The sequence below is a fragment of the Amycolatopsis sp. NPDC114504 genome (genome assembly GCF_055633595.1).
This window is the reverse complement of sequence record NZ_JBVKDU010000001.1, coordinates 684,926-709,092: the sequence shown is the minus strand read 5'-3', so window position 1 is coordinate 709,092 and position 24,167 is coordinate 684,926. Positions and strand designations below refer to the sequence as shown.

Genomic DNA, 24,167 nt, shown 5'->3' with positions numbered 1-24,167 from the left:
TCATGAGCAAGCCCACCATCGTCCTGGTCCACGGCGCTTTCGCCGACTCGTCGAGCTGGACGGGCGTCGTCGCGAAGCTGCGGGAGCAGGGCTTCCCGGTCGTGGCGGTGGCGAACCCGCTGCGCGGCGTCGAGTCCGACGCGGCGTACGTGGCGGACGTCGTCAAGGGGGTCGAAGGCCCGGTGGTCCTCGCCGGCCACTCGTACGGCGGCGCGCTGATCACCCGCGCGGCGACCGAGACGCCGAACGTCCGCGCGCTGGTCTACATCGCCGCGTTCCAGCCGGACGCGGGCGAGAGCGTGTTCGAGCTGTCCGGCCGTTACCCGGGCGCCAAGCTCGGCCCGGAGACGACGAACGTCCTGGTCCACGACGGCGCGCCGGAGCTGTCGATCAAGCCGGCGGACTTCGCGGAGGTCTTCGCGGGCGACGTCCCGGCGGAGACCGCGGCGATCCTGGCGGTGACCCAGCGCCCGGTCGCACAGGAGGCGCTGGCGGCACCGTTCGAGGGCACACCGGCGTGGACGAAGCTCCCGTCGTGGACGCTGATCGCCAACCAGGACAACGCGATCCCCGCCGCGGCCCAGGAGTTCATGGCCGAGCGCGCGTCGTCGACGGTCCGCCGGATCGACGCGTCGCACGCGGTGGCGGTGTCCCAGCCGGCAGTGGTGGCCGAGGTGATCGCGGCGGCGGCCGACGCCGCGGAGTGAGTCACCGGGGCGGACCGGGACCGTCCCGGTCCGCCCCGGGTGACCTAGCCGACCGGTGGGAGGCCGGCGCGCGCTTCCCCGTACTCCCGCACGATCCGCGCCACGATCTCGGCCGCCGGCAGCACCGCGTCCACGAGCCCCGCGGACTGGCCGGCCTCCACCTTCCCCTCCGTCACGTCACCGTGCAGGGCGGCGTCCTTCAACGACGACGAAGAGAAAGTCTTGCGCCGCAACGACTCCTCGGCGCCGGAAGCCTCCAGCGACAGCATCCGTTCGGTGAACTCGTTGGCCAAGGCGCGGATGACGCCGAGTCCGGCGCCGACCGTCCGCGTGCCGTCCACACCGGCCGAAAGCACCGCGTCCTTGTACGCGGGGTGCACGGAAGCCTCGGTACTGGCCAGGAACCGCGTCCCGAACTGGGCGGCACCCGCGCCGAGAGCCAGCATCGCCGCCAAGCCGTAGCCGTCCGCGATTCCGCCTGAGGCGATCACCGGCAACGGCACCGCCCGGGAAACCGCCCGCACCAGCACCGACGTCGCCACCATCGCGGGCGGCGGGTGCCCGCCGGCCTCGGCGCCGACGACCACCAGGCCGTCCACGCCGGCCGAGGCGGCCTTGAGAGCGTGCGGCACCCCGGCCACCACGTGCAGGCAGCGCGTCCCGACGTCGTGAAACCGGGACAGGTACCGCTTCGGCCCGCCCTGCGAAGCGATCAACACCGGTGGCCGGTGGCGCAGGACCACGTCGATCACCTCGTCGACGCCCGCGCGGTACAGCGGGAGGTTCACCGCCCACGGCCGGTCCGTGCCCGCCGCCATCTCCTCCAGAACGCGGGAAAGGTCGGGCAGCCGCATCGGGCCCGCCGCCACCACGCCGAGGCCACCCGCGTTCGACACCGCCAGGGGCAGCGCCGAGCTCGACGACGCCCACGACATCCCGGCCTGCACGATCGGCAGGTCGATCCCCAGCAGCCGGGTCACCGGCGTGTCGATGCGCGTCACGCCTCCTCCAGCAGGGAACGCGCGTGGGCGGCCAGCCGGTTCTTCTGCACCTTCGAGCTCGCCGTCATCCCGATGCCCTCGAAACCCTCGACGATCCGCAGGTGCCGCGGCACCTTGAACCCCGCCATGCGGTCACGCGCCCAGCCCAGCAGCTCGGCCTCGGTGACCTCCGGCGACGTCAGCACGACGAACGCGAACGGCACCTCCACCAGCCGCGCGTCCGGGACGCCGACGACCGCCGCCTGCCGGACCAGCGGGTGCCGGTGCAGGGTGTCCTCGATGTCCGCCGGCGCCACGTTCTCGCCGCCGACGCGGATGATGTCCTTGGTCCGGCCGGTGAAGTGGAACCGGCCGGAGTCGTCGAGCAGGCCGACGTCGCCGGTGGACAGCCAGCCGTCCGCGTCGATCGTCTCGGCCGTCTTCACCGGGTCGTCGAGGTAGCCGACCATCACGTTCCAGCCGCGCACCAGCACCGCGCCCGGCTCGCCGGGGCCGCAGTCGCGGTCGCCCTCGAACGCGCGGATCCGCACCTCGACCCCCGGCTGGACGGCCATCGCCCCGGACGCGCGGATGTCCGCGGGCTCCCACCACGCCGACTGCGCGACGTTCGGCGACGCCTCGGAAAGCCCGTACCCCGCAACGCATTCGTGCGCGCCCAGCTCGTCGATGACGCGCCCGACCACGGTCGGCGACGCCGCCACCCACGCGCCGCGCAGGACCAGCCGCCGCTGTGTGCGCGTGGGGTGGTTGAGCAGCAGCAACGCGATCGTGTCGTTGCCGGAGAAGTGCGTGCAGCGCTCGGCTTCCAGCAGCCGCAACGCTTCCTCCGGCTCGAACTTCGGCATCGTCACCAGCGTCGTCGCGTGCTGGGCCGACGCGAGCACCGACAGCGTGCTGCCGGCGACGTGGAAGAACGGCCGCGCCGAGTGGAACCGGTCGCCCGGGCGCAGGCCCATCCGCGCGCCGGAGAAGAACGCGTTCGCGCACATGCTGCGGTGGGTGAGCAGGACGCCCTTCGGCCGCGACGTCGTCCCGGAGGTGTACTGCACGAGCAGGACGTCGTCCGGCGACGCGGCGGGAGGCGGAGCGACGCCGTCGGCGAGGAAATCGGTCCACGAAGTAGCGAACGAAGGGACGTCGTCGCCCAGCACGACGACCTTCTCGAGAGCGGGAAGCGTCTCGACGTCGATCTCCCGCAGCATCGCGGCGAAGTCCACATTGAGCACCCGCGAAGCGACGAACAGCGTCCGCACCCGCGCGTGCTCGAGGGTGTAGCGGACCTCGTCCGCGGTGAACCGCGTGTTGACCGGCACGGCGACCGCGCCCGCCGCGCCGATCGCGTGGAACAGCGCCACCCAGTCCGGATCGTTGCCGAGGCAGATCCCGACGCGGTCGCCGCGGCCGATCCCGGCGGCGGCCAGCCCGGCCCGGATCCGCTCCACGCGGGTCGAAAGCTCCCCGTAGGTGATGCGTTCCGAAGCGGTGACGACGGCTTCGACGTCCGGCGCGAGCATCGCCGCGCGGGCGAGCACCTCGTGGGTCGTCAGCGGGCAGGCGGTGCGCAGGTCGGTCATCGCGGTTCTCCGTTCCCGGCGGTGAAGCGGGCGACGCCGTCGCGCCAGCCGCCGTCGGCGAGGCACTGTTCGATGGCGGCCAGCTCGATCCGGATCCCGCGGTCCAGGTCGGTTTCCGAGCCGAGGTCGACCGCGCGCTTGGTGAGCGAGATGGCCAGTGGCGGCGCCTTCGCGATGCTCGCGGCCGTCTCGTCGCCGGCCGCGGCGAGCGAGTCCGGCGGGACGACGCGGGTGACGATCCCGAGGTCGGCGGCCTCTTCCGCGTCGAGCGCGCGGTTGGTGAACAGCAGCTCCTTGGCCCGGCGCTTGCCGATGGCGCGCTGCAGGCGCTGGGTCGCGCCGACGGTACCCCAGTGCGGCTCGGGGAACCGGAAGACGGTTCCCGAAGCGGCCAGCGCGAAGTCGGCGGCGAGGGTGATCTCGCCGCCCGAGCCGACGACGGCGCCCTGCACCAGGGCGACGACCGGCACCCGGCACTGCTCGATGGCGGCGTACGCGGCGAAGGAGGCGAGACGTCGGCGTCGCACCCAGGCGGCGTCCTTGCCGGTGCGTTCCTTGAGGTCGGCGCCCGCGCAGAACACCGGCCCGCGCCCGCTCAGCAGCACGACCCGGACGTCGTCTTCGAGGGACTCGAACGCCTCCCGCAGCTGGTGGCACATCGGCAGGTCGAGGGCGTTGCGGGCCTCCGGACGCGCGAGCTCGACGCGCGCGATCCCGTCGGTCACCTCGACACACACGCGCTCGGTCATCGGGTCACCCCCTCGGTGCGCAGGTCCTCGATCTCGGCCGGGGAGAGCCCCAGCTCGGCCAGGACGTCGTCGGTGTCGGCGCCGAGCAGCGGTGGCACGCCCGGCACCGGGGCGTCTCCCGCAGTTTCGCGCAACGGCGTCCGCAACGCCGGGAACGTCCCCTCGGAAGGGTGGGTGAACTCGCCGACGACCCCGCGGGCGACGGCGTGCGGGTCGGCCAGGGCTTCCCGGACCGAGCGGACCGCACCCGCCGGGACGTCGGCCGCGCGCAGCTCCTTCACCAGCGGATCCCGGTCGTGCTGCGCGATCGCGCCGCGCAGTGCCTTCATGACGCGGGCGCGCTGCTCGACGCGGCCGGAGTTGTGCCGCAGCAAGGGATCCGCGGCGAGGTCGTCGAGTCCGAGGACCGTACACAGTGGACCCCAGTGCTGGTCGCTGCCGCTGATGTGCAGCCACTCGCCGTCGCCCGCTTGGAACGCTGCCGACGGCACGCGGCCGGGGTGCTCGGTGCCGGTTCGCACCGGGTCCTCGCCGAGCGCGAAGAGCCGGGCCGCGTTGAGCGCGTGCAGGCTGAGCTGGACGTCCATCATGGACACGTCGAGGTGGCGCCCGTGGCCCGAGGAGGCCCGCCCGGCCAGCCCGGACAGCACCGCGATGACCACCCAGAGCCCGGACGTCAGGTCCGCCACCGGGATCCCGGTCTTCGATGGCGGCCCGTCGGGTTCGCCGGTCATCGCCATCACGCCGGACAGTGCCTGGAACACCGTGTCATAGCCCTTGCGGTCGCGGTCCGGGCCGGTCTGCCCGAAGCCGGTGGCGGAGACGTAGACCAGGTCCGGCCGAGCCAGGTCCGCGTAGCCGAGGCCCAGGCGGTCCATCGCGCCGGGCAGGAAGTTCTCGACGACGACGTCGGCGCGCTCGGCGAGTTTCCGGGCGAGGGCCTGGCCGCGCGGGTCCTTGAGGTCGAGCGTCACGGACTTCTTGCCCCGGTTGAAGGCGAAGAAGTACGCGCTCTCGCCGTGGGGCAGGCGGGGTTCGAAGCCGCGGGTCTCGTCACCGGACCCGGGTCGTTCGACCTTGATCACGGTGGCGCCCAGCTCGGCGAGGATCTGCGTCGCCAGCGGTGCGGCGAGGACGCGGGAAAAGTCCAGGACGGTGATCCCGGACAGCGGGCCGGTCATGCGCGGAACCCCCGCATCAGCGCGTTGACGTCCTGCCCGGCGCGCATCGCGGCGTCCGTCGGCAGGTCGGCGACGCGGTGGAAGAGGTCCTTCGCGGCGGCGATCGCCCGCGGCTCGACCTCGGCCCAGTGCTCGGCGATCTCCAGCGCGGCCGGCAGGATTTCGGAAGGGTCGACGACGCGGTTGACCAGGCCGTGCTCGAACGCTTCGGCCGCGGTGAGCAGGCGGCCGGTGCTGACCAGTTCGAACGCGAGCTTGCGGCCGAGGTGCTGGACAAGTCCGGTCATCACCAGCGCCGGAACGATCGAGTGCTTCAGCTCGGGATAGCCGAACTTCAGGTCGGTGCCGGCGACGACCATGTCCGCGCCGATCGCCAGGCCCGCGCCGCCGCCGACCGCGGCCCCGCGCACGGCCGCGACGACCGGGATCCGCAGCTGCCGGGCCTGGACCTGCAGTTTCGCGGTCAGCGCGGCGCGTTCCAGGACGGCGTCGGCGTGGGCGGGCGTCAGCGAGGAGAACTCGCCGAGATCGGCTCCGGCGCAGAAGCCGCGGCCGGCGCCGGTGAGCACCAGCGCGCGGACGTCGCGGTCGGCGTCGGCCGCGGTGAAGGCGTCGCTCAGCGCGCGGGTGAGGGCCGTGTCGAGGGCGTTGAGCTTGTCGGGCCGGTTCAGCGTCAGGACGCGGACGGCGCCGTGGTCCTCGGCGATGACGGTCACGGGTTCTCCTGGTTCGGGGTCGGGGTGAAGCCGGCGCGGGCCACCATGCTGTGCAGGGGACGGCCGAGCGCGTCTTCGCAGGCGGCCGAGGCCTTCGCGAGCAGGTCGAGGTCGATCCCGGTCTCGACGCCCATCGCGTCGAACAGGCTGACCAGGTCCTCGGTGCAGACGTTGCCGGTCAGCCCGGCGCCGTACCGGATCGCGCTGGGGTGACCGCCGACGCCGCCCATCGCGGTGTCGAAGTTCCGGCAGCCGGCGTCGAGGGCCGCGACGGCGTTGGCGATGCCGGTGCCGCGGGTGTTGTGGAAGTGCGCGACCACGGGCACGTCCGCGTCCAGGCGGCCGAAGAGCGCCCGGACCGAGGGCGGCGTCGCGACGCCGGTGGTGTCGCCCAGGGTGACCAGGTCGGCGCCGAGGTCGGCGAAGCGGGCGACGTCCTCGGCGACGCGGCCGGGGTCGACCTCGCCTTCGAACGGGCAGCCGAACGCCACGGAGACGACGCCGACCAGCTTGAACCGGCCGTCGGCCAGCCGGACCATCTCCTCGACGCGCTCCCACTGCCCGGCTCTCGACGTGCGCAGGTTGCGCTCGGTGTGGCTTTCGCTGGCCGAGACGAGCAGGCTCAGCTCCTCGGCGCCGTGGCCGGCGTCGAAGTCGTCGAGGGCACGGCGCACCGCGCGCGGGTTCGGGCAGGTCGCCTTGAACGCGACGCCGGGGCGGCGCCGGATCTTCGTCAGGACCTCGGAAGCGTCCGAGAAGCCGGGAACGCGCTCGGGGTGGCTGTAGCTGGTCGCCTCGATCCGCCGGAACCCCGCGTCCGCGAAGGCGTCCAGCAGCGCGACCTTCGTCGCGGTCGGCACGAACTCCGGCTCGTGCTGCAGCCCGTCGCGGGCGAAGCACTCGCAGATCGTGACGGCGTCGGGCATCGGGCCACCTCCTGTTCGGTGGCTCCAGAACTACCCGGCCCTGTTGATAAAGTCAACAGTACTTGACGGCGTTAGTCGTCGGAGTGGGCGCGCTCACGTTCCTCGACGGCCAGTGCCAGGTCGGCCAGCTTGTCCAGCGCGTCGCTCAGGGTCGCCGCCTCCTCGGCGGTCAGCGTGGCCAGGAACTCCGCGTCGCGCTCGTTCGCCGCGGCGATCAGGCCCCGGTAGACGCGGGTGCCCTCGCCGGTCAGCGCGAGCTGCGAGGTGCGGCCCGAGCCGGCCGTCCGGTCGACCAGTCCGCGCTCGGTCAGGCGGCTCACCACCCGGCTCATCTGCGCTTTGTCCAGGCCGGCCCGGCGGGCGAGGCGGTTGAGTGTCAGGGTGGGGTCGGCGGCGATGAGCGAGATCGCGCGCCATTCGCCGAGGCTGACGTCGAACTCCCGACGGTAGCGCAGGGCGGCGCTGCGCGACATCGCCGAGGACGTGCGGGAGAGCCGGTAGGAGAGGAGTCCGGAGATGGGCACCAGGTCTCGGCCGTCCGCGCGTTCCGCCATGGCGGTCATCGTAGCCGTTGCCGATCCGGTGTTGACAAACACAACACCAGATGTCGAGACTGGCGCCGCACGCCCCGCCTGACGAAGGAGTCGAGTAGCCGTGGCCGAACACCCCGCCGTCACCGGACGGCCGCCCGCGATCGGCGGCGCCGACCGCGCGTCCACCTACCGGACCATCGCCCTGCGGGTCATGCCGCTGCTCGTGGTCTGCTACGTCGTCAGCTTCATCGACCGCACGAACATCGGCATCGCGCAGCAGGGCCTCAAGCGCGACCTCGGCTTCGGCTCGGCGGTCTACGGGCTCGGCGTCACGCTGTTCTTCGTCGGGTTCATCCTCTTCGAGGTCCCCAGCAACGCCCTGCTGGCGAAGATCGGCGCCCGCAAGACGCTCGTCCGGATCATGGCGACCTGGGGCGTCGTCACGATCGTGACGCTGTTCGTGCGCGACGAAACGACGTTCTACATCGCCCGGTTCCTGCTCGGCGTCGCCGAAGCGGGCTTCTTCCCCGGGGCGCTCTACCTGCTGTCGCGGTGGTTCCCGTCCGCGCGCCGGACGCGGATGACCGCGGTGTTCTTCATCGGCGTCCCGGTGTCGGGTGTACTCGGGTCGCTGGTCTCCGGCTGGATCATGCACGCGCTCGGCGGCGTCGCCGGCCTGGCCGACTGGCAGTGGCTGTTCCTCATCGAAGGTATCCCGCCGATCCTGCTCGCCGTGCTGGTCGCGTTCTTCCTCGTCGACGAGCCGGAGCAGGCGAAGTGGCTCAGCCCGGCGCAGAAGGCGTTGGTGCGGGCCGATTTGGAGGCCGAGCGGAGCTCGAAGGGGGAGTCGTCGGCTCGGCACGGCGGCATGCTTTCGGCGTTGCGCGACCCGAAGGTCTGGATCCTCGGGCTGTGCGCGTGCGGGGCGTACACGCTCGCCAACGCCGTCTCGTACTGGACGCCGCGGATCATCGCCGAGGCCGGCGTCGGCGACGTGCTGAACCTCGGGTTCTTCTCGGCGATCCCGCCGCTGCTCGGCATCGTCGTGATGCTGGTGGTCGGCCGCCATTCCGACCGGACGCTCGAGCGCCGCTGGCACGCGGCGGTGAGCTGGCTGGTGGCGGCCGCGGCGATGCTGGCGCTCGCGTTCTCGGGCGGAAGCGTCCTGGTGGTGGTCATCCTGCTCGCGGTGATGGCGGCGGCGCACTACTCGGGTTTGACGGTGTTCTACTCGATCCCGTCGATCTACCTGAGCGAAAGCGCGGCGGCGACGGGCATCGCGGTGGTGACGTCGATGGGCTCCTTCGCGGCGGCGGCATCGCCATCGTTGCTGGGGTTCATCCAGGCGTCGACCGGGAGCCTGTCGCTGGGGCTGGTGATCAGCTCGGGGATCGTGCTGGTGGCGGTGGTGGTGCTTTTGGTTGGTGTCAAAGCGAAGGACCTCAACGAGAAACACCGCTGAGAGGGCGGGATTCGAGCCACAGCTGCTCGAACTGCCCTACGCAGCAGCGGACTGTCCTGCCCCGTCGCGCATCTCGGTGGTCGGCGTGCAGCCCCGGCCGGCCCGCCTGACGGTGGAGATCGCGCAGTGCCAACGCGAACCGCTCGACGGGAAGACCTGGATCGAGGCGACGCGACTGCACCACGGCCTCGTGGGTGGTCCTGGTCTTGGCGGTTTGCGCTTCGGTCAGGCCCGGGGCGAGCGCGCGGTCAACGTCGCAGCGGGGTCTCTTCGTCCAAACGCGACAGCTTCGCCGGGTTGCGCACCGCGTACAGGCCCGTGATGAGCCCGTCGTCGATGCGGACCGCCAGTACCGTGTCGACCTCGCCGTCGCGGCGCAGGAGCAGCGCCGGGTAGCCGTTGACCTGGGCCGTCGCCAGGGACCCCGTCGCGAAGTTGCCCAGTCCTGCCGCCAGCAGGCGGGCCACGTCCGATGCCCCCACGACCGGCTCCAGCACCGCCTGGACGACCCCGCCGCCGTCGCCCAGGAACACCACGTCCGGGGCCAGGATGTCCAGCAGGTGCTGCAGGTCGCCCGTCTCGACCGCGCGCCGGAACGCCGCCAGCGCGTCGCGGGACGTCGTGGGGGAGACGTCGCCGCGGGGGCGGCGGGCGGCCACGTGGGAACGGGCGCGGTGGGCGATCTGGCGGACCGCGGCCGGGGTCTTGCCGACGGCTTCGGCGATCTCGTCGTAGCCCAGGTCGAACACCTCGCGCAGCACGAACACCGCCCGCTCGGCCGGCGTCAGCGTCTCCAGCACCAGCAGCATCGCCATCGAGACGCTGTCGGCCAGCTCGACGTCCTCGGCGACGTCGGGCGCGGTCAGCAGCGGCTCGGGCAGCCACGGGCCGACGTAGGACTCCTTGCGCCGGCCGAGCGTCCGCAGCCGCATCAGGGCCTGGCGCGTGGTGATCCGGACCAGGTACGCGCGCTCGTCGCGCACGGCGGCGAGGTCCACGCCCACCCAGCGCAGCCAGGTCTCCTGCAGGACGTCCTCGGCGTCGGCCGCCGAGCCGAGCATCTGGTAGGCGACGGTGAACAGCAGGTTCCGGTGGGCGAGGAACGCGTCGGTGGCGGGATCGGCCATGGTGGCTCCTCTTTCGTCTCGCGGAGTTTCCCACCAGATGCTCTTCGGAGCCGGTTTGTGACCGTGACCGTCGTCACTGTCACGGGACCGGGGTGGTGCGGCATCTCGTGGTCGTCCGGTTCACGACCACGGAAGAGGAACCATGGAACCCCGATTCAGCCTGACCGACAACGAGATCGGCGCCAGGTTCGCCAAGCGGTTCGGCACCGCGAGCCTGGCGATCGTCCAGTCGCCGCTGCCGAAGATCACGCAGGAGCTGGTGTCGCTGCGCGTCAGCCAGATCAACGGCTGCGGCTGGTGCGTCGACATCCACACCAAAGAGCTGGCGGCCGCCGGCGAGACCGCCGTGCGAATCAACCTGGTCGCCGCCTGGCGCGAGGCCACGGTGTTCAGCGAGGCCGAGCAGGCCGCGCTGGCACTGGCCGAGGAGGGCACCCGGATCGCCGACGCCGCCCCCGGCGTCTCCGACGACACGTGGGACAGCGTGCGCAAGCACTACGACGACGACCGGACCGCCGCGCTCGTGGCGCTGGTGGCCCAGATGAACTCGGCCAACCGGCTCGCGGTGATCCTGCACCAGAAGGGCGGCTCGTACGAGCCCGGCATGTTCGGCTGACGGGTTTCCGGCCCGGGATCACCCGATCCCGGGCCGGTTCGTGCTTCGCTGGGGGGCATGACCAAGGCGGAGCGGTGGAACCGGTACTGGGACCGCAAGTCGGCGAGCTACGACGCGGAGATGGGCGTCTGGGACCGCCGCCTCTTCGGCGACTCGCGCGAGTGGGCCTGCGGGCAGGCCACCGGCGAGGTCCTGGAAGTCGCCGTCGGGACCGGGCTCAACCTGGCCTGGTACCCCGACGAGGTGACGCTCACCGGGCTCGACCTGAGTGCCGGGATGCTCGACCTCGCGCGGGCACGAGCCCGCGACCTCGGCCGCGAGGTCACTTTTCAGCAGGGCAGCGCGCACGAGCTGCCGTTCGCCGAGGCGTCGTTCGACACGGTGGTGTGCACGTTCGGCCTCTGCGCGATCCCGGACCCGGCGACGGCGGTGGCCGAGATGACCCGGGTCCTGCGCCCGGGCGGACGCCTGATCCTGGTCGACCACGTGGCGTCGTCGTCGTGGGTGGTGCGGGGGATGCAGTGGCTGGTGGAGCTGGCGAGCGTCCCCCTGGCGGGCGAACACTTCCGGCGGCGCCCGCTGAAGCTGGTCGAGGGGCTCGGGTTGCCGATCGACCGTCAGGAGCGGTTCAAGCTGGGCCTCGTCGAGCGGCTGGTGGCCCGGAAGGTCAGCTGAACAGCTTCGCCAGCGGGCTCGTCTCCAGGTCGGCCAGCAGGGCGGCGACGTCGTCGTAGGTCGCGATCGCTCCCGCTTCCGTCAACTCCGCCGCGCCGACTCCGCCCGACAGCACGCCGATCGTGCGCACGCCGGCCTTCGTGGCCGCTCGCACGTCCCACACCGCGTCGCCGACGAAGATCGTGTCCTCCGGGGCCGTGCCGGCCTTCTCCAGTGCCACCCGCACCGGTTCCGGGTCCGGTTTCGTCGCCTCGACGTCGTGGCCGGCGACGATGTCCTTCACCACGTCGTCGACGTCGAGCACGCGACGCAGCTCGTCCAGCTCGTCCGGACCCGCCGACGTCGCCAGGACCACCCGCACACCCTTCGCCGTCAGCGCCCGGATCAGGTCCCGGGCGTGGTCGAACGGCCGCAACAACCCTGCCGTCTCCCGGTAGAACCGGCTGTGCAGGTCCTTGACCTCATCCCCGATGCGCTCGGCGTCTTCGTCGCCCAGCAGGGTGCTCAGCAGCTTGCCGGACCCCTTGCCGAGCGCGCGGTGCACGCGCCAGGAGTCGACCGGGCGGCCGAGCTCGTGGAACGCCCGCCGCCAGGCGTGGACGTGGAGGTAGTTGGAGTCGACGAGGGTGCCGTCGACGTCGAACAGGACCGCGGTGGCGATGATGGGCTCCTCAAGTTGACTGAAACGGCTCGGGTACCCAGGGTGGCCGGACCGGCAAACCTGCCGTTTGAGCGCCTCCAGACCGGCTATCCGGTTGACCGGGAGGTGGTTCCGGTGCTCCGGTTGGTTCCCCGGCACAGCTCCATGACCGCGACGTCCGTCGTGGGAGTCCTCGACGAGACGACCTATCTCCAGCTCCGCGACAGCCTGCTCGAGCTCGCCGCCGACGCCGAAAACGGTGTGCTCGTCGACCTCGAGCGTCTCGAACTGCGCGATGCCGAGCTGGTCAAGGTGTTCTCGCTCGTCGCCCTGCGGGTCGGCGACTGGCCGGCCGTTCCCTTCGCGCTCGTGACCGGGCGGCCCGAGCAGCGCGCGATGCTGGCCGGCCAAAGCGTGTACGCCGATGTCGCGGCGGCCGAGGCCGCGCTGGTGTGCCCGGCGCGGAAGCGGGCCCGGCGGGTGCTGGTCCGGTCGGCGCGCACCTCGGCGCGCGCTCGCGAGTTCGTCCGGCGGACCTGTGCCGAGTGGCGGGTGCCCGAGCTGGCCGAGGACGCCGAGCTGGTCGCGAACGAGCTCGTCGAGAACGCCTTGCGGCACACGGATTCGGTGCCTCGGCTGCGGATGGAGCTGCGCCGCCGACGGCTGGCTGTCGCCGTGGCCGACGACGAGAGTGCGCGCCCGGCCGTCGTGCGCGAAGGGCTGGACCCGACCGAGACGGGGCTCGGGCTGCGGATGGTCGCCAAGGTCGCGAAGACGTGGGGGAGCAGCCGGTGCCGCTCCGGCGGTAAGACCGTGTGGGCCGTGCTGCCGCGGCGCTGAGGTCCGCGTCACGTCCGGGAACACCGGCGTTTCCCCTGCGTTGTAACGGATATAGGCTCCCGCCTCCGCTCGCAGGTACACCCCCAGCCTTCGCCGAGCGGGGGCGGGTCTTCGTCTACTGTGGACGCCGGTAGTCGCGTTCGTCCTCGACGTCGCCCTCCGGCGTGTGGACCACGTGCCCGACCCGCCGCTTCTTCGCGATCAGCCGGCCGGCGAGCACGGCGTCGGTCCGGCGCGGCGATGTGTTGGACGCCCGGATCCCGCCTTCCAGCCGGTTCTTCCACAGCCCGTCTTCGAAATACGTGTGCACGTCACCTTCGGCCATCTCGCCACCTCCCGGAGTCCCCGGGGGGTGCCCGGGGACGGACCGGGCAAACGTTCAGGCCAGGCCGAGCACCCGGACGGCGTTGTCCTTGAGGATCAGCGGCCGCACCTCGTCCTTGATGTCGAGGGCCGCGAAGTCGGCGAGCCAGCGGTCCGGGGTGATCACCGGGAAGTCCGAGCCGAACAGCACCTTGCGCTTGAGCAGCGAGTTCGCCGCGCGGACCAGCTGCGGCGGGAAGTACTTCGGCGACCAGCCGGACAGGTCGATGTAGACGTTCGCCTTGTGCGTCGCGACCGAGATCGCCTCGTCCTGCCACGGCACCGACGGGTGCGCCAGGATGATCGTCAGCTCCGGGAAGTCCGCGGCGACGTCGTCGAGCAGCATCGGGTTCGAGTAGCGCAGCTTGATGCCGTGCCCGCCCGGCAGCCCGGCGCCGATCCCCGTCTGCCCGGTGTGGAACAGCGCCGGCACGCCCAGCTCCTGGATCGCCTCGTACAGCGGGTAGTACCGCACGTCGTTGGGCTCGAACGCCTGCAGGCTCGGGTGGAACTTGAAGCCGCGGACGCCGTGCTCGGTGACCAGCCGGCGCGCGCGGTGCACGGCGGCCTTGCCGGCGTGCGGGTCGACCGAGCCGAACGGGATGAGCACGTCCGCGTGCTCGGCGGCCGCGTCCGCGATCTCCTCGCTGGACAGCGCGGGGTGCCCGGTCGCGGCCGGCGCCTCGACCGTGAACACGACGGCGGCCATGTTCCGCGCCCGGTAGTGCTCGGCGATCGCGGCCACCGTCGGCGTCCGGTCCTGGCCGGCGCGGAAGTACTTCTCCGACGCGTCCAGCAGCTCCTGGTCGAGGGCGAAACAGCCGTGCCCGTCCTGCTCGACGTGGGTGTGGACGTCGATGGCGGTCAGTGCGGAAAGGTCCACGGAAGCTCCAGGTTCAGGGCAGGTCGGGCTGCGCGGCCTTGGCGGCCAGCAGACGGTTCAGGACGGCGTCGCGGGCGGCGACGAGCTGATCGTCGCCGATGCCGTCGAGTTCCGCATCGACCCCGGCGACGAGCGTCTCGGCCAGCTCCGGGGTCAGGTGGACGCGGCCGAGGTCGCGCCACCACTCTTCGGTGGGCGGGCCGAGGTGCGCCAGGACGTGCGCGAGCCCGCCCGCGCCGCCGGAGAGGTGCTGGTTGAGGAAGGGGCCGAGCACGGCCCAGCGCAGCCCGGGGCCGTACGCGATCGCCGTGTCGATGTCGGCGACCGTCGCGATGCCGCGTTCCACGAGCGAGTACGCCTCCTGCCACAGCGCGGCCTGCAGCCGGTTCGCGACGTGGCCGGGCACTTCCCGGGCCAGCCGGATCGGCCGCTTGCCGAGCGAGGCGTAGAACGCCACGGCCCGGTCGACGATCTCGGGCGCGGTGTCGTGGCCGGGCACGACCTCGACGAGCGGGATCAGGTGCGGCGGGTTGAACGGGTGCCCGACGACGACCCGCTCGGGATGGCGCGGGCAGCCGCGGGCGATGACGCTGGGCAGCAGCCCGGACGAGCTGCTCGCCAGGACCACGTCCGGCCGCGCGGCCTCGTCGAGGACGGCGAACAGCGCGTGCTTGACGTCTTCGCGCTCAGGACCGTTCTCCTGCACGAAATCCGCCGCCGCGGCCGCTTCGCCGGCGTCGGCGACGAACCGCAGCCGATCCGTGTCTTCGAGTGCCTCTCGCAGCCGCTCTTCGGCGCCGGGCGCCGGATCGGTGGCGACGACGTCGTGGCCGTGGGCGAGGAAGAGCCCCGCCCAGCTCGCGCCGATCACGCCGGTGCCGACGACCGCGATGGTGCTCATGCGCGGGCCCGGAAGGCGTCGAGGGCGGTGGGGTCGGCCAGGACGTCCCGGCCCACGACGTCGTCGACGCGGGCGCCGAGCAGGAGTTTCTTCACGGGCAGCTCCAGCTTCTTCCCGGTGCGGTTGCGGGGGATCACCGGGACGGCGGTGATCGTGTCCGGCACGTGCCGCGGCGACAGCGCGCTCTTCAACGCCGTCGTGATCTTCTCGCGCAGCGGCGTGTCCAGGGCGCCGTCCCGGAGCACGACGTAGAGGCGGAGGTCGCCGTTGCCGCCCGCCGGGTCTTCGAGGTGCACGACGAGGGAGTCGTCGACCTCCGGCAGCTCCTCGACGACGGCGTAGAACTCGGCGGTGCCGAGCCGGACGCCGCCGCGGTTGAGCGTCGCGTCGGAGCGTCCGGCGATGACGCAGCTCCCCTCGGGGGAGAACCGGATCCAGTCGCCGTGGCGCCAGACGCCGGGGTAGGTCGAGAAGTACGTCTCGCGGTAGCGCGAACCCGTGTCGTCGCCCCAGAACCCGACCGGCATGGACGGCATCGGCGCGGTGATCACGAGTTCGCCGAGCTTGCCCACTACCGGAAAGCCGTGCTCGTCGAACGCCTTCGCGTCGACCCCGAGGCACGGTCCGGAGATCTCGCCGGCGAGCACCGGCTGCAGTGGGCCGCCCTGGACGATCCCGCTGCAGACGTCGGTGCCACCGCTGCCGACGTTGAGCAGCACGTCCGGTCCGAAGACGTCCCGCACCCAGTGGTAGCCCTCGGCCGGCAGCGGGCTGCCCGCCGCGCCGAGCTGCCGCAGCGCGCTCAGGTCGTACTCCGCGGCCGGGTCGAGGCCCGCCTTCCGGCACGCCATCAGGAAGCCCGGGCTCGCGCCCATCAGCGTCGCGCGGGTCTCGGCGGCCAGGCGCCACTGCCACGCCAGGTCGGGGTGCAGCGGGTTGCCGTCGACCAGCACGATCGACGCGCCGGTGAGCAGCCCCGACACCAGCGCGTTCCACATCATCCAGGCGGTGGTGGAGAACCAGAGGATCCGGTCGCCGGGGTGCAGGTCCCAGCTGAGGCCGTGGTTCTTGAGGTGTTCCAGCAGGATCCCGCCGTGACCGTGCACGATCGCCTTCGGCTTGCCGGTGGTGCCGGAGGAGAACAAGACGCACAGCGGGTGTGCGAAGCCGACCGGTTCGAACCCGGGCGCGCTCTCGGTGAGGAGCGCACTCCAACCCAGGGTGTCCGGGAGGTCGTGGCCGCCGTAGGGGACGTGGACGACGTGCTCGACGGTCGGCAGGCCGGCGCGGATCTCGGCGACTTCGGCGCGGCGGTCGACGTCCTTGGCGCCGTAGCGGTAGCCGGCCACGGTCAGCAGGACCCGCGGCTCGATCTGGCCGAAGCGGTCGACCACCGAACGGGCGCCGAACTCGGGCGCGCAGGACGCCCAGACCGCGCCCAGGCTCGCGACGGCGAGGTAGGCGACCACGGTTTCGGGGATGTTCGGCAGGTACGCCACCACGCGGTCGCCGCGCCCGACGCCGAGCCGGGCGAGGCCCGCGCGGGCCCGGGCGACCTGGTCGCGCAGCTCGCCCCACGTCAGCTCGGTGCGGTCGCGGGTCTGGGAGTACGCGATGACGGCGATGCCGTCCGACGGGCCGCCGAGCGCGTGCTCGGCGTAGTTGAGGGTCGCGCCGGGGAACCACTCGGTGCCGGGCATCCGCCGGTCCGGCACGACGCTCGAAGCGGGGGAGTGGAAGCGGACGCCGAAGAAGTCCTTGATCGACGACCAGAAGCCGTCGAGGTCGGTCACCGACCAGCGGTGCAGCGCGGCGTAGCCGTCGAAGGCGTGGCCGCGCTCGGCCAGCCACTCGAGGTACCGGCCGATCTCGGTCATCGGCCGACCTTCCCGGCGCGCTTGTCCAGGAACGCCTGCATCCGCTCCTTGGCTTCGGCGCTGCCGGTCGCGACGGCCGCCATCAGCGACTCCATGAAATAGCCCTCGGCCGGGTTGGCCTCGGCGATGCGGGGAAGTGCCTGCAGCACGGCGAAGTTCGTGATCGGCGAGTTCGTGGCGATCTTGCGGGCGAGGCCGAGCGCGTGCTCGAAGCCGTCGTCGACGCGGTAGTGCGACAGCCCGGCGGCCTGCCCCTCGTCGGCGTCGAGGACGCGGCCGGTGAGCATCATGTCGGCCATCCGGCTCGCGCCGATCAGCCGCGGCACCCGCACCGACGCGCCGCCGCCGACGAACAGGCCGCGCTGGCCCTCCGGCAGCGCGTAGAACGCCGAGGGCTCGGCGACACGGATGTGCGCGGCCGCCGCGAGCTCCAGGCCGCCGCCGACGACCGCGCCCCGGAGCACGGCGACGACCGGGACCTGCCCGCGTTCGATCCGCTCGAAGGCGCGGTGCCACATCATCGAGTGCTCCAGGCCTTCGAACGCGTCGCGCTCGGTGAGCTCGGAAAGGTCGAGCCCGGCGGAGAAGTGCTCGCCCACGGCGTCGAGCACGACGGCCTTGACCCCGCGCGGCGGCGAGCCGAAGAACGTTTCGAGGCCGAGCACGGTGGCGTCGTCGAGGGCGTTGCGCTTCTCGGGGCGGGCCAGCCGCAGCACGGCGACGTCGCCGAGCAGTTCCAGGCGCAGCGAGGAGGGCAGGAGCGGGATCGTCATGCGGGTCCGTTCGGGAAGGATGCGGCGGCTCGCTCGCGGAGCTCGACGCGGCGGATCTTGCCGGTGGCGTTGACCGGCAGTGCTTCGGTGAACTGCACGTGTTTGGGCACTTTGTAGCGCGCGAGGTGCGCTTCGAGGTGGGCGCGGAAGGCGGCTTCGCCGAGTTCGGCTCCGGCCCGGCGGACGACGAAGGCGACGCCGGCCTCGCCCCAGCGCTCGTCGGCCACGCCGACGACGGCGCACGCGTCGACCTCGTCGAGCCGCACCGCGACGGCCTCGATCTCGGCGGGGTAGACGTTCTCGCCGCCCGAGATGATCAGGTCCTTGACGCGGTCGACGACGTGGGCCCAGCCGTCGTCGTCGACGCGGACGACGTCGCCGGTGCGGAACCAGTCGTCGTCGACGAAGCTCGCCTTCGACTCCTCGGGCCGGTTCCAGTAGCCGCCGAACACGTGCGGGCCGCGCACCAGCAGCTCGGCGGGAGTCTCGCCGAGCGGTTCGGGTGTCAGCTCGGGCCCGAGGCCGGCCACGTCGGTGAAGAAGTGCGGCACGCCCGCGGCGACGGGGTGGCCGGGCGTGCCCTCGTGGGTGGCCATCGAGACGCCCGGCGACGCTTCGGTCATGCCGTAGCCCTGCAGGAGCTGCACGCCGCGGTCGAGCCACGCGCGGGCGACGCGTTCGGCGACCGGCGAGCCGCCGTAGAGCACGCACGTCAGCGAGCTCAGGTCCGTGCGGTCCCAGTCCTCGTGGCGGCACAGCATCTCCAGCATCGTGGGGACCGCGGAGAAGCTCGTGATCCCGCCCTCGCCGATCCGGCCGAGGATCGCGCCGGGGTCGAACTTCGCCACCGGTTCCACGCTGCCGCCCTTGAACAGCGTCGGGAGCGTGATCTGGCCCAGCCCGACGCAGTGGAACAGCGGCGCGATGCACAGCGCCCGGTCGGTGCCCAGGACGTCGAGGTGGGCGAGCTGGTTGACGGTGTTCCAGGTGAGGTTCCCGTGGGTGAGGACCGCCGCCTTCGGCCGGCCGGTGGTGCCGGAGGTGTAGAGCAGCAGGCAGGGGTCGTCGAGGCCGACCCCGGTGGGCGGCACGTCGCCGGCGGCGGCCAGCTCGGCCTCGAAGTCCAGGCCGCCGGCCGGGCACGACGCGGGGTCCGTCGCGACGACGTGCCGGAGGGTCTCCGGCAGCGGGCCGGCCAGCAGGGCGTCGGTGTCCGGGCTGTGCACCAGCACCGAAGCGCCGCTGTCCTCGAGCATGTAGCGGATTTCGGCGGGGGAGAGCCGGTAGTTGAGCGGTACGAAGAGCGCGCCGAGGCGGGCGGTGGCGAAGAGCGTCTCGAAGACCGTGACGTCGTTGACGCCGAGGTAGGCCACGCGGTCGCCCGGGCGTACGCCCAGCCGGGCGAGCGCGCCGGCCAGCCGGTCGACGCGGCCGGCGAGCCCGGCGTAGGTGCGCGTGCGGCCGGGCTGCACCAGCGCGGTGCGGCCGGGGGAGATCCGGGCCCGGCGCGCGGGCCAGCTGCCGAGGCCGAAGTCGGCCGGACCGAGCGGCGATCGGGTCACGCCGGGCACCTCCGTGCGCTATATCAGGAACCCTGAGACGCCGTCGAGCATGACTGTCACCCGCACGGGCTGTCAAGGGTGAGCGGCCCGAGCGCCGGTTTTTGGTACGTACGCCGGGAAGGCGCGCTTTCGGCGGACAGCGGGGGAGCGGGATTTCGGCCGTTGGCGGGGTTGCGCCGTTTGGATCAAGGGTTAGGCTGCGTAGGTGCGGTTCAGCACCAGCCGCCTCTCCCCTGACTTGCCGGCGTCCGAGCGGGCACTGGACACCACTCGGCGCGCCATCCGCGACTGAAGGCGTAAGAAGATGTTGGTCGTGCAGCACCCCGCGACGGCGATCCCCATGATGTCGCCGTCCCCCCTCACGGAACGAAGCCCGTTCGACATCCAGGTGATCCGCCCGTACTTCGGCGCGGTCATGGTCCGGATCCGCGGCGCGCTCGACGAGGACAGCGCCGCCGAGCTCGGCTCGGTCCTGAGCACCTGGGCGCACCGGCGGTTCCCGACCCTGGTGCTCGACCTGTCCGAGGTCGACTTCCTGGACTCGGCCGGCCTCGCGGTGCTCGCGGAGATCCACGTCCGGACCGTCCGCGAGAGCACCACCCTCCGGATCGTCACCGGCGACAACCGGGTCGTGCGCCGGGCGCTGGCCGGCAGCGGCCTCGACCACGCGCTGAACCTGAGCCCGCTGCCCTCGGGCTGGGAGCGGGCGACGGAGATCCCGAACTAGCCGGCTCCCGGCATCGTGCCGATCGTCTCCCGCAGGGCGTCGTCGGTGGGTGTCGGCTCGATGTCGAACGCCGCCGTCGCCGCCGAGGAGTCCAGGACGAACGGGCCCCGCAGCTGGTACTGCATCTCCAGCATCTCCCGCGCCGCCGGGTTGAACAGCCCGGCCAGGCGCAGCGCGACGGCGGGCATCGTCGTGACGCGGGCCGCCGGTGCCCCGGACAGCTCCGCCGCGCGGGTCGCCAGCCGGCGCAGCGACACCGCCTGCGCCGTCGGGACGTGCCACGGCCGTCCCCACGCCCGTTCGTCCGCCGCGACCGCGGCCAGCGTGCGGGCGACGTCGCCGGTGTAGGTCCAGCTGTGCGGGGCGTCGAGGTCGGCCGGGGCCGAAGCACGCTTGCCGGCCAGGACCTTCGGCAGCACCAAGGCCGTGAACGCCGACTGCGTGCCCGCGCCGAGGTAGTCCGAGCCGCGGACCTCGGCCGTACGGATCCGCCCGGCGTCGTGCGCCGCGAGGGCGACGGCCCAGAGCTTCGCCCGCACCTCGCCCTTGACCGAGTTCGGCCGCGCCGGCAGTTCTTCGGTCATCGGGCCGTCGACGGTGCCGTACGAGTAGAGGTTGCCGGTCGTGACGAGCACCGCGCCGCTGCTCTCGGCCGCGTGCAGGAGTGCGGCGCCGAGCGGCGGCCAGTCGGTGGGCCAGCGGTGGTAGGCCGGTCCCGCGCAGCTGTACAGCGCGGCCGCGCCGGCCGTGTGCCGCGCGAGCGTGGCGGCGTCGGAGGCGTCCGCGGCGACCAGCTGGACGCCCTTCAGCGACGGCCCGCCGCCGCGACGGGTGATCAGGCGGACTTCTTCGCCGCGGCCGGCGAGCAGGCGAGCGGTGGCCGAACCGACCGGACCGGCGCCGACGATGACGTGCAGTGCCATGGAAACCCCCCAGGAGAGAACGGTGTTCTCGAACAAGAACACCGTACGGCTCGGCGGGGTAGCGCGTCAAGAACAGTGTTCTCGTCGAGTTCGGGTGTTCTCGGGATGTGCGACACTGGGACCGTGTCCGCCTCGTCGCTGCGTGCCCGGGTCCGCTCGGAGATGCACCAGGAGATCAAGGAAGTCGCCCGCCGCCGCCTCGCCACGGAGGGCGCGAACCTGTCGCTGCGCGCCGTCGGCCGCGACCTGGGCATCGTGGCGTCGGCGCTGTACCGGTACTTCCCGAGCCGCGACGCGCTGTTGACAGCGTTGATCATCGACGCGTACGAGGGCCTGGGCGCGGCGGCGGCCGAGGCGGAGGCGGCGATCCCGCGTGAGGACCTGCGCGGCCGGTGGCTCGCGGCGTGCCACGCGGTGCGGTCCTGGGCGCTGGCCCACCCGGCCGAGTACGGCCTGCTCTACGGCAACCCCGTGCCGGGCTACGCGGCACCACCGGAGACGGTGGTCCCGGCCTCGAAGGTGATCCTGCTGTTGGCGGCGATCGTCGGCGAGGCCCCGGAAGTGCCGGGACGCCCGGTGCCGGGACCGGTGCGCACCGACTTGCGCAAGCTGATCGACGAGCAGGGCGGCGGCCTGTCCGAGGAGCGGCTGGACCGGGCACTGCTCGCGTGGACGCATCTGTTCGGTCAGGTCAACTTCGAGGTGTTCCACCGCCTCGACGACATGATCCAGGCCCGCGCGGAGTACTTCGAGCACCACGTGGCCTTGCTGGCCGACCTCGCCGGGCTGCCCTGAGCCGGCTTCCGGGCGGCTGGGCACGCACCGCCGGCAGTGGCCCCGCTCCGCTCGCCGTCGGTCCTGGCCGGTGCGGCGGGCTGCCCTGAGCCGGCTTCCGAGCGACTGCCGCTCAAACGCGGAAGTACGCCCGGAACGTCGTGCCGTGGTCGCCGGTGTGCTGGCGGACCAGGTCGGCCACGTAGTTGACCAGCAGCAGCCCGCGCCCCCGGGGCTGCTCCGGCGTCGCGGGGTGGCGGCCGGCCAGTGGGTCGGCGAGCGTGCCGCCGCCGTCGTGGACCTCGCAGACGAACTCGCCCTCGTCGCTCCACAACCGGACGGTGCCGGTGCCGCCGCCGTGCTCGACGCAGTTCGACAGCAGCTCCGTGACCACCACCTCGACGTCGGCGACCTGGTCGGCGCTCAGCCCGGCGGCGGCCGCCTGGACGTGGGCCAGTGCGCGGGCCGCCGCGAGGTCCGTCGTGTCCGGCAGCTCGGCCACGCGATCCGGCGCCGGCGGTAGCGGCCGGTTGTAGCGGGCGAGGACGTCGTCGGGGGCGTACGCCGTGCTCGGACGGTGGCCGGTTCCGTCGATCAGGACCGGGTGGGTGGCTTCCGCGTCGGCGAGTGCGGCCGGGGCGAGACCCGCGGCGTCGTACGGGCACAGGATCGTCACCTCCCGGCCGGTGAAGGCCTGGTTGATGAGCGCCTCGTGCTGCACGCACGCCGGGTACTCGACGGCCGACCGCTCCGCCCAGATCGGTTCGCCGATGATCCGCACCGGGCCGTCCGGGTGGGCGTCGGCGAACGCCCGCAGCACGCGGGGGATGATCCGCCCGGGGTTGCGCCCGGCGTCGATCATGTCCAGCAGGCGGACCTTTTCGGCGTCCGCGCCGAGCTCCCGGCGCAGCAGGCCGAGGTTCCGCCCGGGCACGGCGACGGCGACCGGCTCACCCGCGGCGAGCCCGCCCCACACGAACGGGACGGTTCCGGCCAGGTACTCGGCGTCGTCGCGGTAGAACAACGCCGGGTGCGCGAAAGGGTCCGCGCTCACATCGCCTCCCTGGGCCGAGGGCGTCCAGTATGCGCGGCCGCCGTCAGCGTTTCTGCCCGGCCTGCCTCAGCCGTTCCTCCTGGATGCCGCGCAGGAACGCCACCGGGTCGTCGCCCATGCGGTCGCGCGCGCGGTGGCGGATGCCCGCCGAGACGACCGTGGCGACCACCGCCCACGCCGCGATCACCACGACCACCGCGGGCGCCGGCAGGACCAGGCTCAGCAGCGCGAGGCACGCGGTGGCCGCCAGGGCCGCGATCCGGGCCACGCTGGCGTACCAGCGCGGGCGTCCGGGCACCGAGAACACACGGGTGCCGGCCAGGTACATCGTCAGGCCCGCCGTCGTGAACCACGCCGCCGCCTGGGGCGGGGACTCGTGCAGCGACAGGTTCACCCCGGCGGCGATGAGCAGCAGCGCGAAGGCCGGGAAGAGGTGGCCGACCGCGTACAGCGAGTAGGCGAGCGCGGGGTTTCCGCCGGAGAGGTCGAGCAGGCGCTCGTAGATCCGCGCGGCCGAGGAGAAGTACAGCCACCACAGCGCACCCGCCATCACCAGGCCGGCGACCAGGGACGCCCAGTAGGCGACGTCGTCGGCCGGGCGCTCCAGCGCGGCCGTGCCGACCGTGATCACGAGCTCGCCGAGGAGCAGGATCATGAACAGCCCGAAGCGTTCGGCGAGGTGGGCGGAGTCGACCGCCAGGTTCGGGTCGCTCGGCGGCTTCAGCAGCATCCGCCACTGCTCTTCGGGGGTTCCGGGTGGCGGAGCCCCCGGCCCCGGATGTAGCCGCTCCGCCCTCGAGGGCCGCTGCCGGGGCTCGCCGCGGCGCCGTTCGTGGCGGTCGCCGAGTAGCAGGAACCCGGCCTCCTGCAGCAGCGCGAACGCCCACAGTGCCCACAGTGCCCAGGTGTGCGGGAGGACCGCCGAAACGCCGAACAGGACCGCCGAAGCCGTGTAGCCCCAGCTGATCCGCCTCTGGTCCAGACCGGGCCGCGCCGGCCACCGGTGCGCCGCCGCCAGGATCAGGCGGACCCCGGCCATGGCCGCCGCGAAGACCGCCGGGTGCCCCTCGAAGACGTGGTGGGCCTGGGTGGCGGCGATCCCGCAGGGGATGGTCCCGGCCAGCACGAACAGCCGGTCGGTGGTGCGGCGGTCGTCGCCGCGGCGGTTGTAGAGCACGGCGAAGCCGATCCACGTCCACCACAGCGTCGCGAACAGGCCGAGCGCGGCGGCGGCGCGCATCCAGTGCGGGTCCGCGACCACGCCGTGCGCCACCTGGCCCACCGCGAACACGAACACCAGGTCGAAGTACAGCTCGACCCAGCCGACCCGCTTGCCGGGGCCCGCGGCGCCGTCGTCGTCCACATCGGTCACGGCGGCGATTCTGCCGGGTCTTCGTCCGCGACTCCCACCCGGGCGCCGCGGGAATTAATAACACACCATTACGGCAATAGCCGAATTCGTCGCGGTGGCACTTGTGGGTAATTCTGCCGCCAGTGTGAACAGGTCGACTATTTACGCCGTGTCAGGCCTCGGAGCTGGGCGAACAGTGCTTGTACGGTGTACAAGCAGCGACCGCCGGGAC

The 24,167-nt window shown here is 72.6% G+C and carries 25 protein-coding genes; 7 read left to right on the top strand and 18 right to left on the bottom strand.

The features are described from left to right. Positions 1-2: 2 nt before the first annotated feature. Complete coding sequence (locus ACZ7PG_RS03405) at positions 3-707, top strand: alpha/beta fold hydrolase (RefSeq protein ID WP_470237485.1); 705 nt, start codon at positions 3-5, stop codon at positions 705-707. Between the two features lie 44 nt (positions 708-751). On the opposite strand, the gene ACZ7PG_RS03400 is transcribed toward ACZ7PG_RS03405, so the two are convergent. The 7 genes from ACZ7PG_RS03400 to ACZ7PG_RS03370 all read right to left on the bottom strand — a co-directional run bounded on the left by ACZ7PG_RS03400 (position 752) and on the right by ACZ7PG_RS03370 (position 7,408). Further along, on the bottom strand, positions 752-1,708 hold the full coding sequence (locus tag ACZ7PG_RS03400) for an NAD(P)H-dependent flavin oxidoreductase (RefSeq protein ID WP_470237484.1): 957 nt from the start codon (positions 1,706-1,708) through the stop codon (positions 752-754). Further along, entirely contained in the window at positions 1,705-3,282 is a 1,578-nt protein-coding gene (locus tag ACZ7PG_RS03395; RefSeq protein ID WP_470237483.1) for an AMP-binding protein, read from the bottom strand. Before ACZ7PG_RS03395 ends, ACZ7PG_RS03400 begins: the two co-directional genes overlap by 4 nt. Beyond that, positions 3,279-4,031, bottom strand: coding sequence for an enoyl-CoA hydratase/isomerase family protein (locus tag ACZ7PG_RS03390; RefSeq protein ID WP_470237482.1), 753 nt, complete (start codon positions 4,029-4,031; stop codon positions 3,279-3,281). Before ACZ7PG_RS03390 ends, ACZ7PG_RS03395 begins: the two co-directional genes overlap by 4 nt. Beyond that, the gene (locus ACZ7PG_RS03385) at positions 4,028-5,212 is read right to left on the bottom strand and encodes a CaiB/BaiF CoA transferase family protein (RefSeq protein WP_470237481.1); all 1,185 of its coding nucleotides are present in this window, start codon (positions 5,210-5,212) and stop codon (positions 4,028-4,030) included. Before ACZ7PG_RS03385 ends, ACZ7PG_RS03390 begins: the two co-directional genes overlap by 4 nt. Beyond that, complete coding sequence (locus ACZ7PG_RS03380; RefSeq protein WP_470237480.1) at positions 5,209-5,928, bottom strand: enoyl-CoA hydratase/isomerase family protein; 720 nt, start codon at positions 5,926-5,928, stop codon at positions 5,209-5,211. The genes ACZ7PG_RS03385 and ACZ7PG_RS03380 overlap by 4 nt, the downstream gene beginning before the upstream one ends. Beyond that, positions 5,925-6,854: a hydroxymethylglutaryl-CoA lyase gene (locus ACZ7PG_RS03375; protein ID WP_470237479.1), complete on the bottom strand. Its 930-nt coding sequence runs from the start codon at positions 6,852-6,854 to the stop codon at positions 5,925-5,927. Before ACZ7PG_RS03375 ends, ACZ7PG_RS03380 begins: the two co-directional genes overlap by 4 nt. A 71-nt stretch (positions 6,855-6,925) precedes the next feature. Continuing rightward, a complete protein-coding gene (locus ACZ7PG_RS03370) occupies positions 6,926-7,408 on the bottom strand; it encodes a MarR family winged helix-turn-helix transcriptional regulator (protein ID WP_470237478.1) in 483 nt (160 codons plus the stop codon). Positions 7,409-7,508: 100 nt separating this feature from the next. Here ACZ7PG_RS03370 and ACZ7PG_RS03365 point away from each other — a divergent pair, with 100 nt between their 5' ends. After that, positions 7,509-8,849, top strand: a complete 1,341-nt coding sequence (locus tag ACZ7PG_RS03365) for an MFS transporter (RefSeq protein WP_470237477.1) — start codon at positions 7,509-7,511, stop codon at positions 8,847-8,849. A 248-nt stretch (positions 8,850-9,097) separates the two neighbouring features. Here ACZ7PG_RS03365 and ACZ7PG_RS03360 read toward each other — a convergent pair whose 3' ends face one another. Beyond that, on the bottom strand, positions 9,098-9,976 hold the full coding sequence (locus ACZ7PG_RS03360; protein ID WP_470237476.1) for an RNA polymerase sigma-70 factor: 879 nt from the start codon (positions 9,974-9,976) through the stop codon (positions 9,098-9,100). A 142-nt stretch (positions 9,977-10,118) separates the two neighbouring features. Here ACZ7PG_RS03360 and ACZ7PG_RS03355 point away from each other — a divergent pair, with 142 nt between their 5' ends. Further along, positions 10,119-10,592, top strand: coding sequence for a carboxymuconolactone decarboxylase family protein (locus ACZ7PG_RS03355; protein ID WP_470237475.1), 474 nt, complete (start codon positions 10,119-10,121; stop codon positions 10,590-10,592). Positions 10,593-10,649: 57 nt separating this feature from the next. Beyond that, on the top strand, positions 10,650-11,267 hold the full coding sequence (locus ACZ7PG_RS03350; RefSeq protein ID WP_470237474.1) for a class I SAM-dependent methyltransferase: 618 nt from the start codon (positions 10,650-10,652) through the stop codon (positions 11,265-11,267). On the opposite strand, the gene ACZ7PG_RS03345 is transcribed toward ACZ7PG_RS03350, so the two are convergent. Beyond that, the gene (locus ACZ7PG_RS03345) at positions 11,260-12,066 is read right to left on the bottom strand and encodes an HAD family hydrolase (protein WP_470237473.1); all 807 of its coding nucleotides are present in this window, start codon (positions 12,064-12,066) and stop codon (positions 11,260-11,262) included. The genes ACZ7PG_RS03350 and ACZ7PG_RS03345 overlap by 8 nt on opposite strands. 6 nt (positions 12,067-12,072) lie before the next feature. Between ACZ7PG_RS03345 and ACZ7PG_RS03340 the strand changes: the two genes are divergently transcribed. After that, positions 12,073-12,747, top strand: coding sequence for an ATP-binding protein (locus ACZ7PG_RS03340; RefSeq protein WP_470237472.1), 675 nt, complete (start codon positions 12,073-12,075; stop codon positions 12,745-12,747). Positions 12,748-12,862: 115 nt separating this feature from the next. Here the strand turns inward: ACZ7PG_RS03340 and ACZ7PG_RS03335 are convergent, their stop codons facing one another. Genes ACZ7PG_RS03335 through ACZ7PG_RS03310 form a run of 6 tightly spaced genes read right to left on the bottom strand, consistent with a single transcriptional unit; the run spans position 12,863 to position 19,106 of the window. Beyond that, a complete protein-coding gene (locus ACZ7PG_RS03335) occupies positions 12,863-13,072 on the bottom strand; it encodes a DUF2188 domain-containing protein (protein ID WP_470237471.1) in 210 nt (69 codons plus the stop codon). 54 nt (positions 13,073-13,126) lie between these two features. Then, positions 13,127-13,993, bottom strand: coding sequence for a 4-hydroxyphenyl-beta-ketoacyl-CoA hydrolase (couO, locus tag ACZ7PG_RS03330; protein WP_470237470.1), 867 nt, complete (start codon positions 13,991-13,993; stop codon positions 13,127-13,129). Between the two features lie 13 nt (positions 13,994-14,006). Then, positions 14,007-14,894: a 3-hydroxyacyl-CoA dehydrogenase NAD-binding domain-containing protein gene (locus tag ACZ7PG_RS03325; protein WP_470237469.1), complete on the bottom strand. Its 888-nt coding sequence runs from the start codon at positions 14,892-14,894 to the stop codon at positions 14,007-14,009. Further along, entirely contained in the window at positions 14,891-16,771 is a 1,881-nt protein-coding gene (locus tag ACZ7PG_RS03320) for an acetoacetate--CoA ligase (protein ID WP_470237468.1), read from the bottom strand. The genes ACZ7PG_RS03325 and ACZ7PG_RS03320 overlap by 4 nt, the downstream gene beginning before the upstream one ends. After that, a complete protein-coding gene (locus ACZ7PG_RS03315) occupies positions 16,768-17,544 on the bottom strand; it encodes a crotonase/enoyl-CoA hydratase family protein (RefSeq protein WP_470237467.1) in 777 nt (258 codons plus the stop codon). The genes ACZ7PG_RS03320 and ACZ7PG_RS03315 overlap by 4 nt, the downstream gene beginning before the upstream one ends. Continuing rightward, entirely contained in the window at positions 17,541-19,106 is a 1,566-nt protein-coding gene (locus tag ACZ7PG_RS03310; protein WP_470237466.1) for an acyl-CoA synthetase, read from the bottom strand. The genes ACZ7PG_RS03315 and ACZ7PG_RS03310 overlap by 4 nt, the downstream gene beginning before the upstream one ends. Positions 19,107-19,410: 304 nt before the next feature. On the opposite strand from ACZ7PG_RS03310, the gene ACZ7PG_RS03305 reads away from it, so the two are divergent. After that, positions 19,411-19,833 (top strand): STAS domain-containing protein, encoded by a 423-nt coding sequence (locus ACZ7PG_RS03305; RefSeq protein ID WP_470237465.1) that lies wholly within the window; start codon positions 19,411-19,413, stop codon positions 19,831-19,833. Here ACZ7PG_RS03305 and ACZ7PG_RS03300 read toward each other — a convergent pair. Further along, on the bottom strand, positions 19,830-20,756 hold the full coding sequence (locus ACZ7PG_RS03300; RefSeq protein WP_470237464.1) for an NAD-dependent epimerase/dehydratase family protein: 927 nt from the start codon (positions 20,754-20,756) through the stop codon (positions 19,830-19,832). The two genes, ACZ7PG_RS03305 and ACZ7PG_RS03300, sit on opposite strands and share 4 nt — an antisense overlap. Before the next feature lie 123 nt (positions 20,757-20,879). On the opposite strand from ACZ7PG_RS03300, the gene ACZ7PG_RS03295 reads away from it, so the two are divergent. Continuing rightward, the gene (locus tag ACZ7PG_RS03295) at positions 20,880-21,551 is read left to right on the top strand and encodes a TetR/AcrR family transcriptional regulator (protein WP_470237463.1); all 672 of its coding nucleotides are present in this window, start codon (positions 20,880-20,882) and stop codon (positions 21,549-21,551) included. 112 nt (positions 21,552-21,663) lie between these two features. Here ACZ7PG_RS03295 and ACZ7PG_RS03290 read toward each other — a convergent pair whose 3' ends face one another. Together ACZ7PG_RS03290 and ACZ7PG_RS03285 are read right to left on the bottom strand one after the other, a co-directional pair. After that, complete coding sequence (locus tag ACZ7PG_RS03290) at positions 21,664-22,584, bottom strand: anti-sigma factor RsbA family regulatory protein (protein ID WP_470237462.1); 921 nt, start codon at positions 22,582-22,584, stop codon at positions 21,664-21,666. Between the two features lie 43 nt (positions 22,585-22,627). Next, the gene (locus ACZ7PG_RS03285; protein WP_470237461.1) at positions 22,628-23,956 is read right to left on the bottom strand and encodes a low temperature requirement protein A; all 1,329 of its coding nucleotides are present in this window, start codon (positions 23,954-23,956) and stop codon (positions 22,628-22,630) included. Positions 23,957-24,167: the final 211 nt, after the last annotated feature.

Coding starts and splice junctions, on each gene's coding strand:
- ACZ7PG_RS03405 (WP_470237485.1), top strand. CDS start 3: ATGAGCAAGCCCACCATCGTCCTGGTCCACGGCGCTTTCGCCGACTCG.
- ACZ7PG_RS03395 (WP_470237483.1), bottom strand. CDS start 3,282: ATGACCGACCTGCGCACCGCCTGCCCGCTGACGACCCACGAGGTGCTC.
- ACZ7PG_RS03390 (WP_470237482.1), bottom strand. CDS start 4,031: ATGACCGAGCGCGTGTGTGTCGAGGTGACCGACGGGATCGCGCGCGTC.
- ACZ7PG_RS03385 (WP_470237481.1), bottom strand. CDS start 5,212: ATGACCGGCCCGCTGTCCGGGATCACCGTCCTGGACTTTTCCCGCGTC.
- ACZ7PG_RS03375 (WP_470237479.1), bottom strand. CDS start 6,854: ATGCCCGACGCCGTCACGATCTGCGAGTGCTTCGCCCGCGACGGGCTG.
- ACZ7PG_RS03370 (WP_470237478.1), bottom strand. CDS start 7,408: ATGGCGGAACGCGCGGACGGCCGAGACCTGGTGCCCATCTCCGGACTC.
- ACZ7PG_RS03360 (WP_470237476.1), bottom strand. CDS start 9,976: ATGGCCGATCCCGCCACCGACGCGTTCCTCGCCCACCGGAACCTGCTG.
- ACZ7PG_RS03355 (WP_470237475.1), top strand. CDS start 10,119: ATGGAACCCCGATTCAGCCTGACCGACAACGAGATCGGCGCCAGGTTC.
- ACZ7PG_RS03350 (WP_470237474.1), top strand. CDS start 10,650: ATGACCAAGGCGGAGCGGTGGAACCGGTACTGGGACCGCAAGTCGGCG.
- ACZ7PG_RS03340 (WP_470237472.1), top strand. CDS start 12,073: ATGACCGCGACGTCCGTCGTGGGAGTCCTCGACGAGACGACCTATCTC.
- ACZ7PG_RS03335 (WP_470237471.1), bottom strand. CDS start 13,072: ATGGCCGAAGGTGACGTGCACACGTATTTCGAAGACGGGCTGTGGAAG.
- ACZ7PG_RS03325 (WP_470237469.1), bottom strand. CDS start 14,894: ATGAGCACCATCGCGGTCGTCGGCACCGGCGTGATCGGCGCGAGCTGG.
- ACZ7PG_RS03320 (WP_470237468.1), bottom strand. CDS start 16,771: ATGACCGAGATCGGCCGGTACCTCGAGTGGCTGGCCGAGCGCGGCCAC.
- ACZ7PG_RS03315 (WP_470237467.1), bottom strand. CDS start 17,544: ATGACGATCCCGCTCCTGCCCTCCTCGCTGCGCCTGGAACTGCTCGGC.
- ACZ7PG_RS03305 (WP_470237465.1), top strand. CDS start 19,411: ATGTTGGTCGTGCAGCACCCCGCGACGGCGATCCCCATGATGTCGCCG.
- ACZ7PG_RS03300 (WP_470237464.1), bottom strand. CDS start 20,756: ATGGCACTGCACGTCATCGTCGGCGCCGGTCCGGTCGGTTCGGCCACC.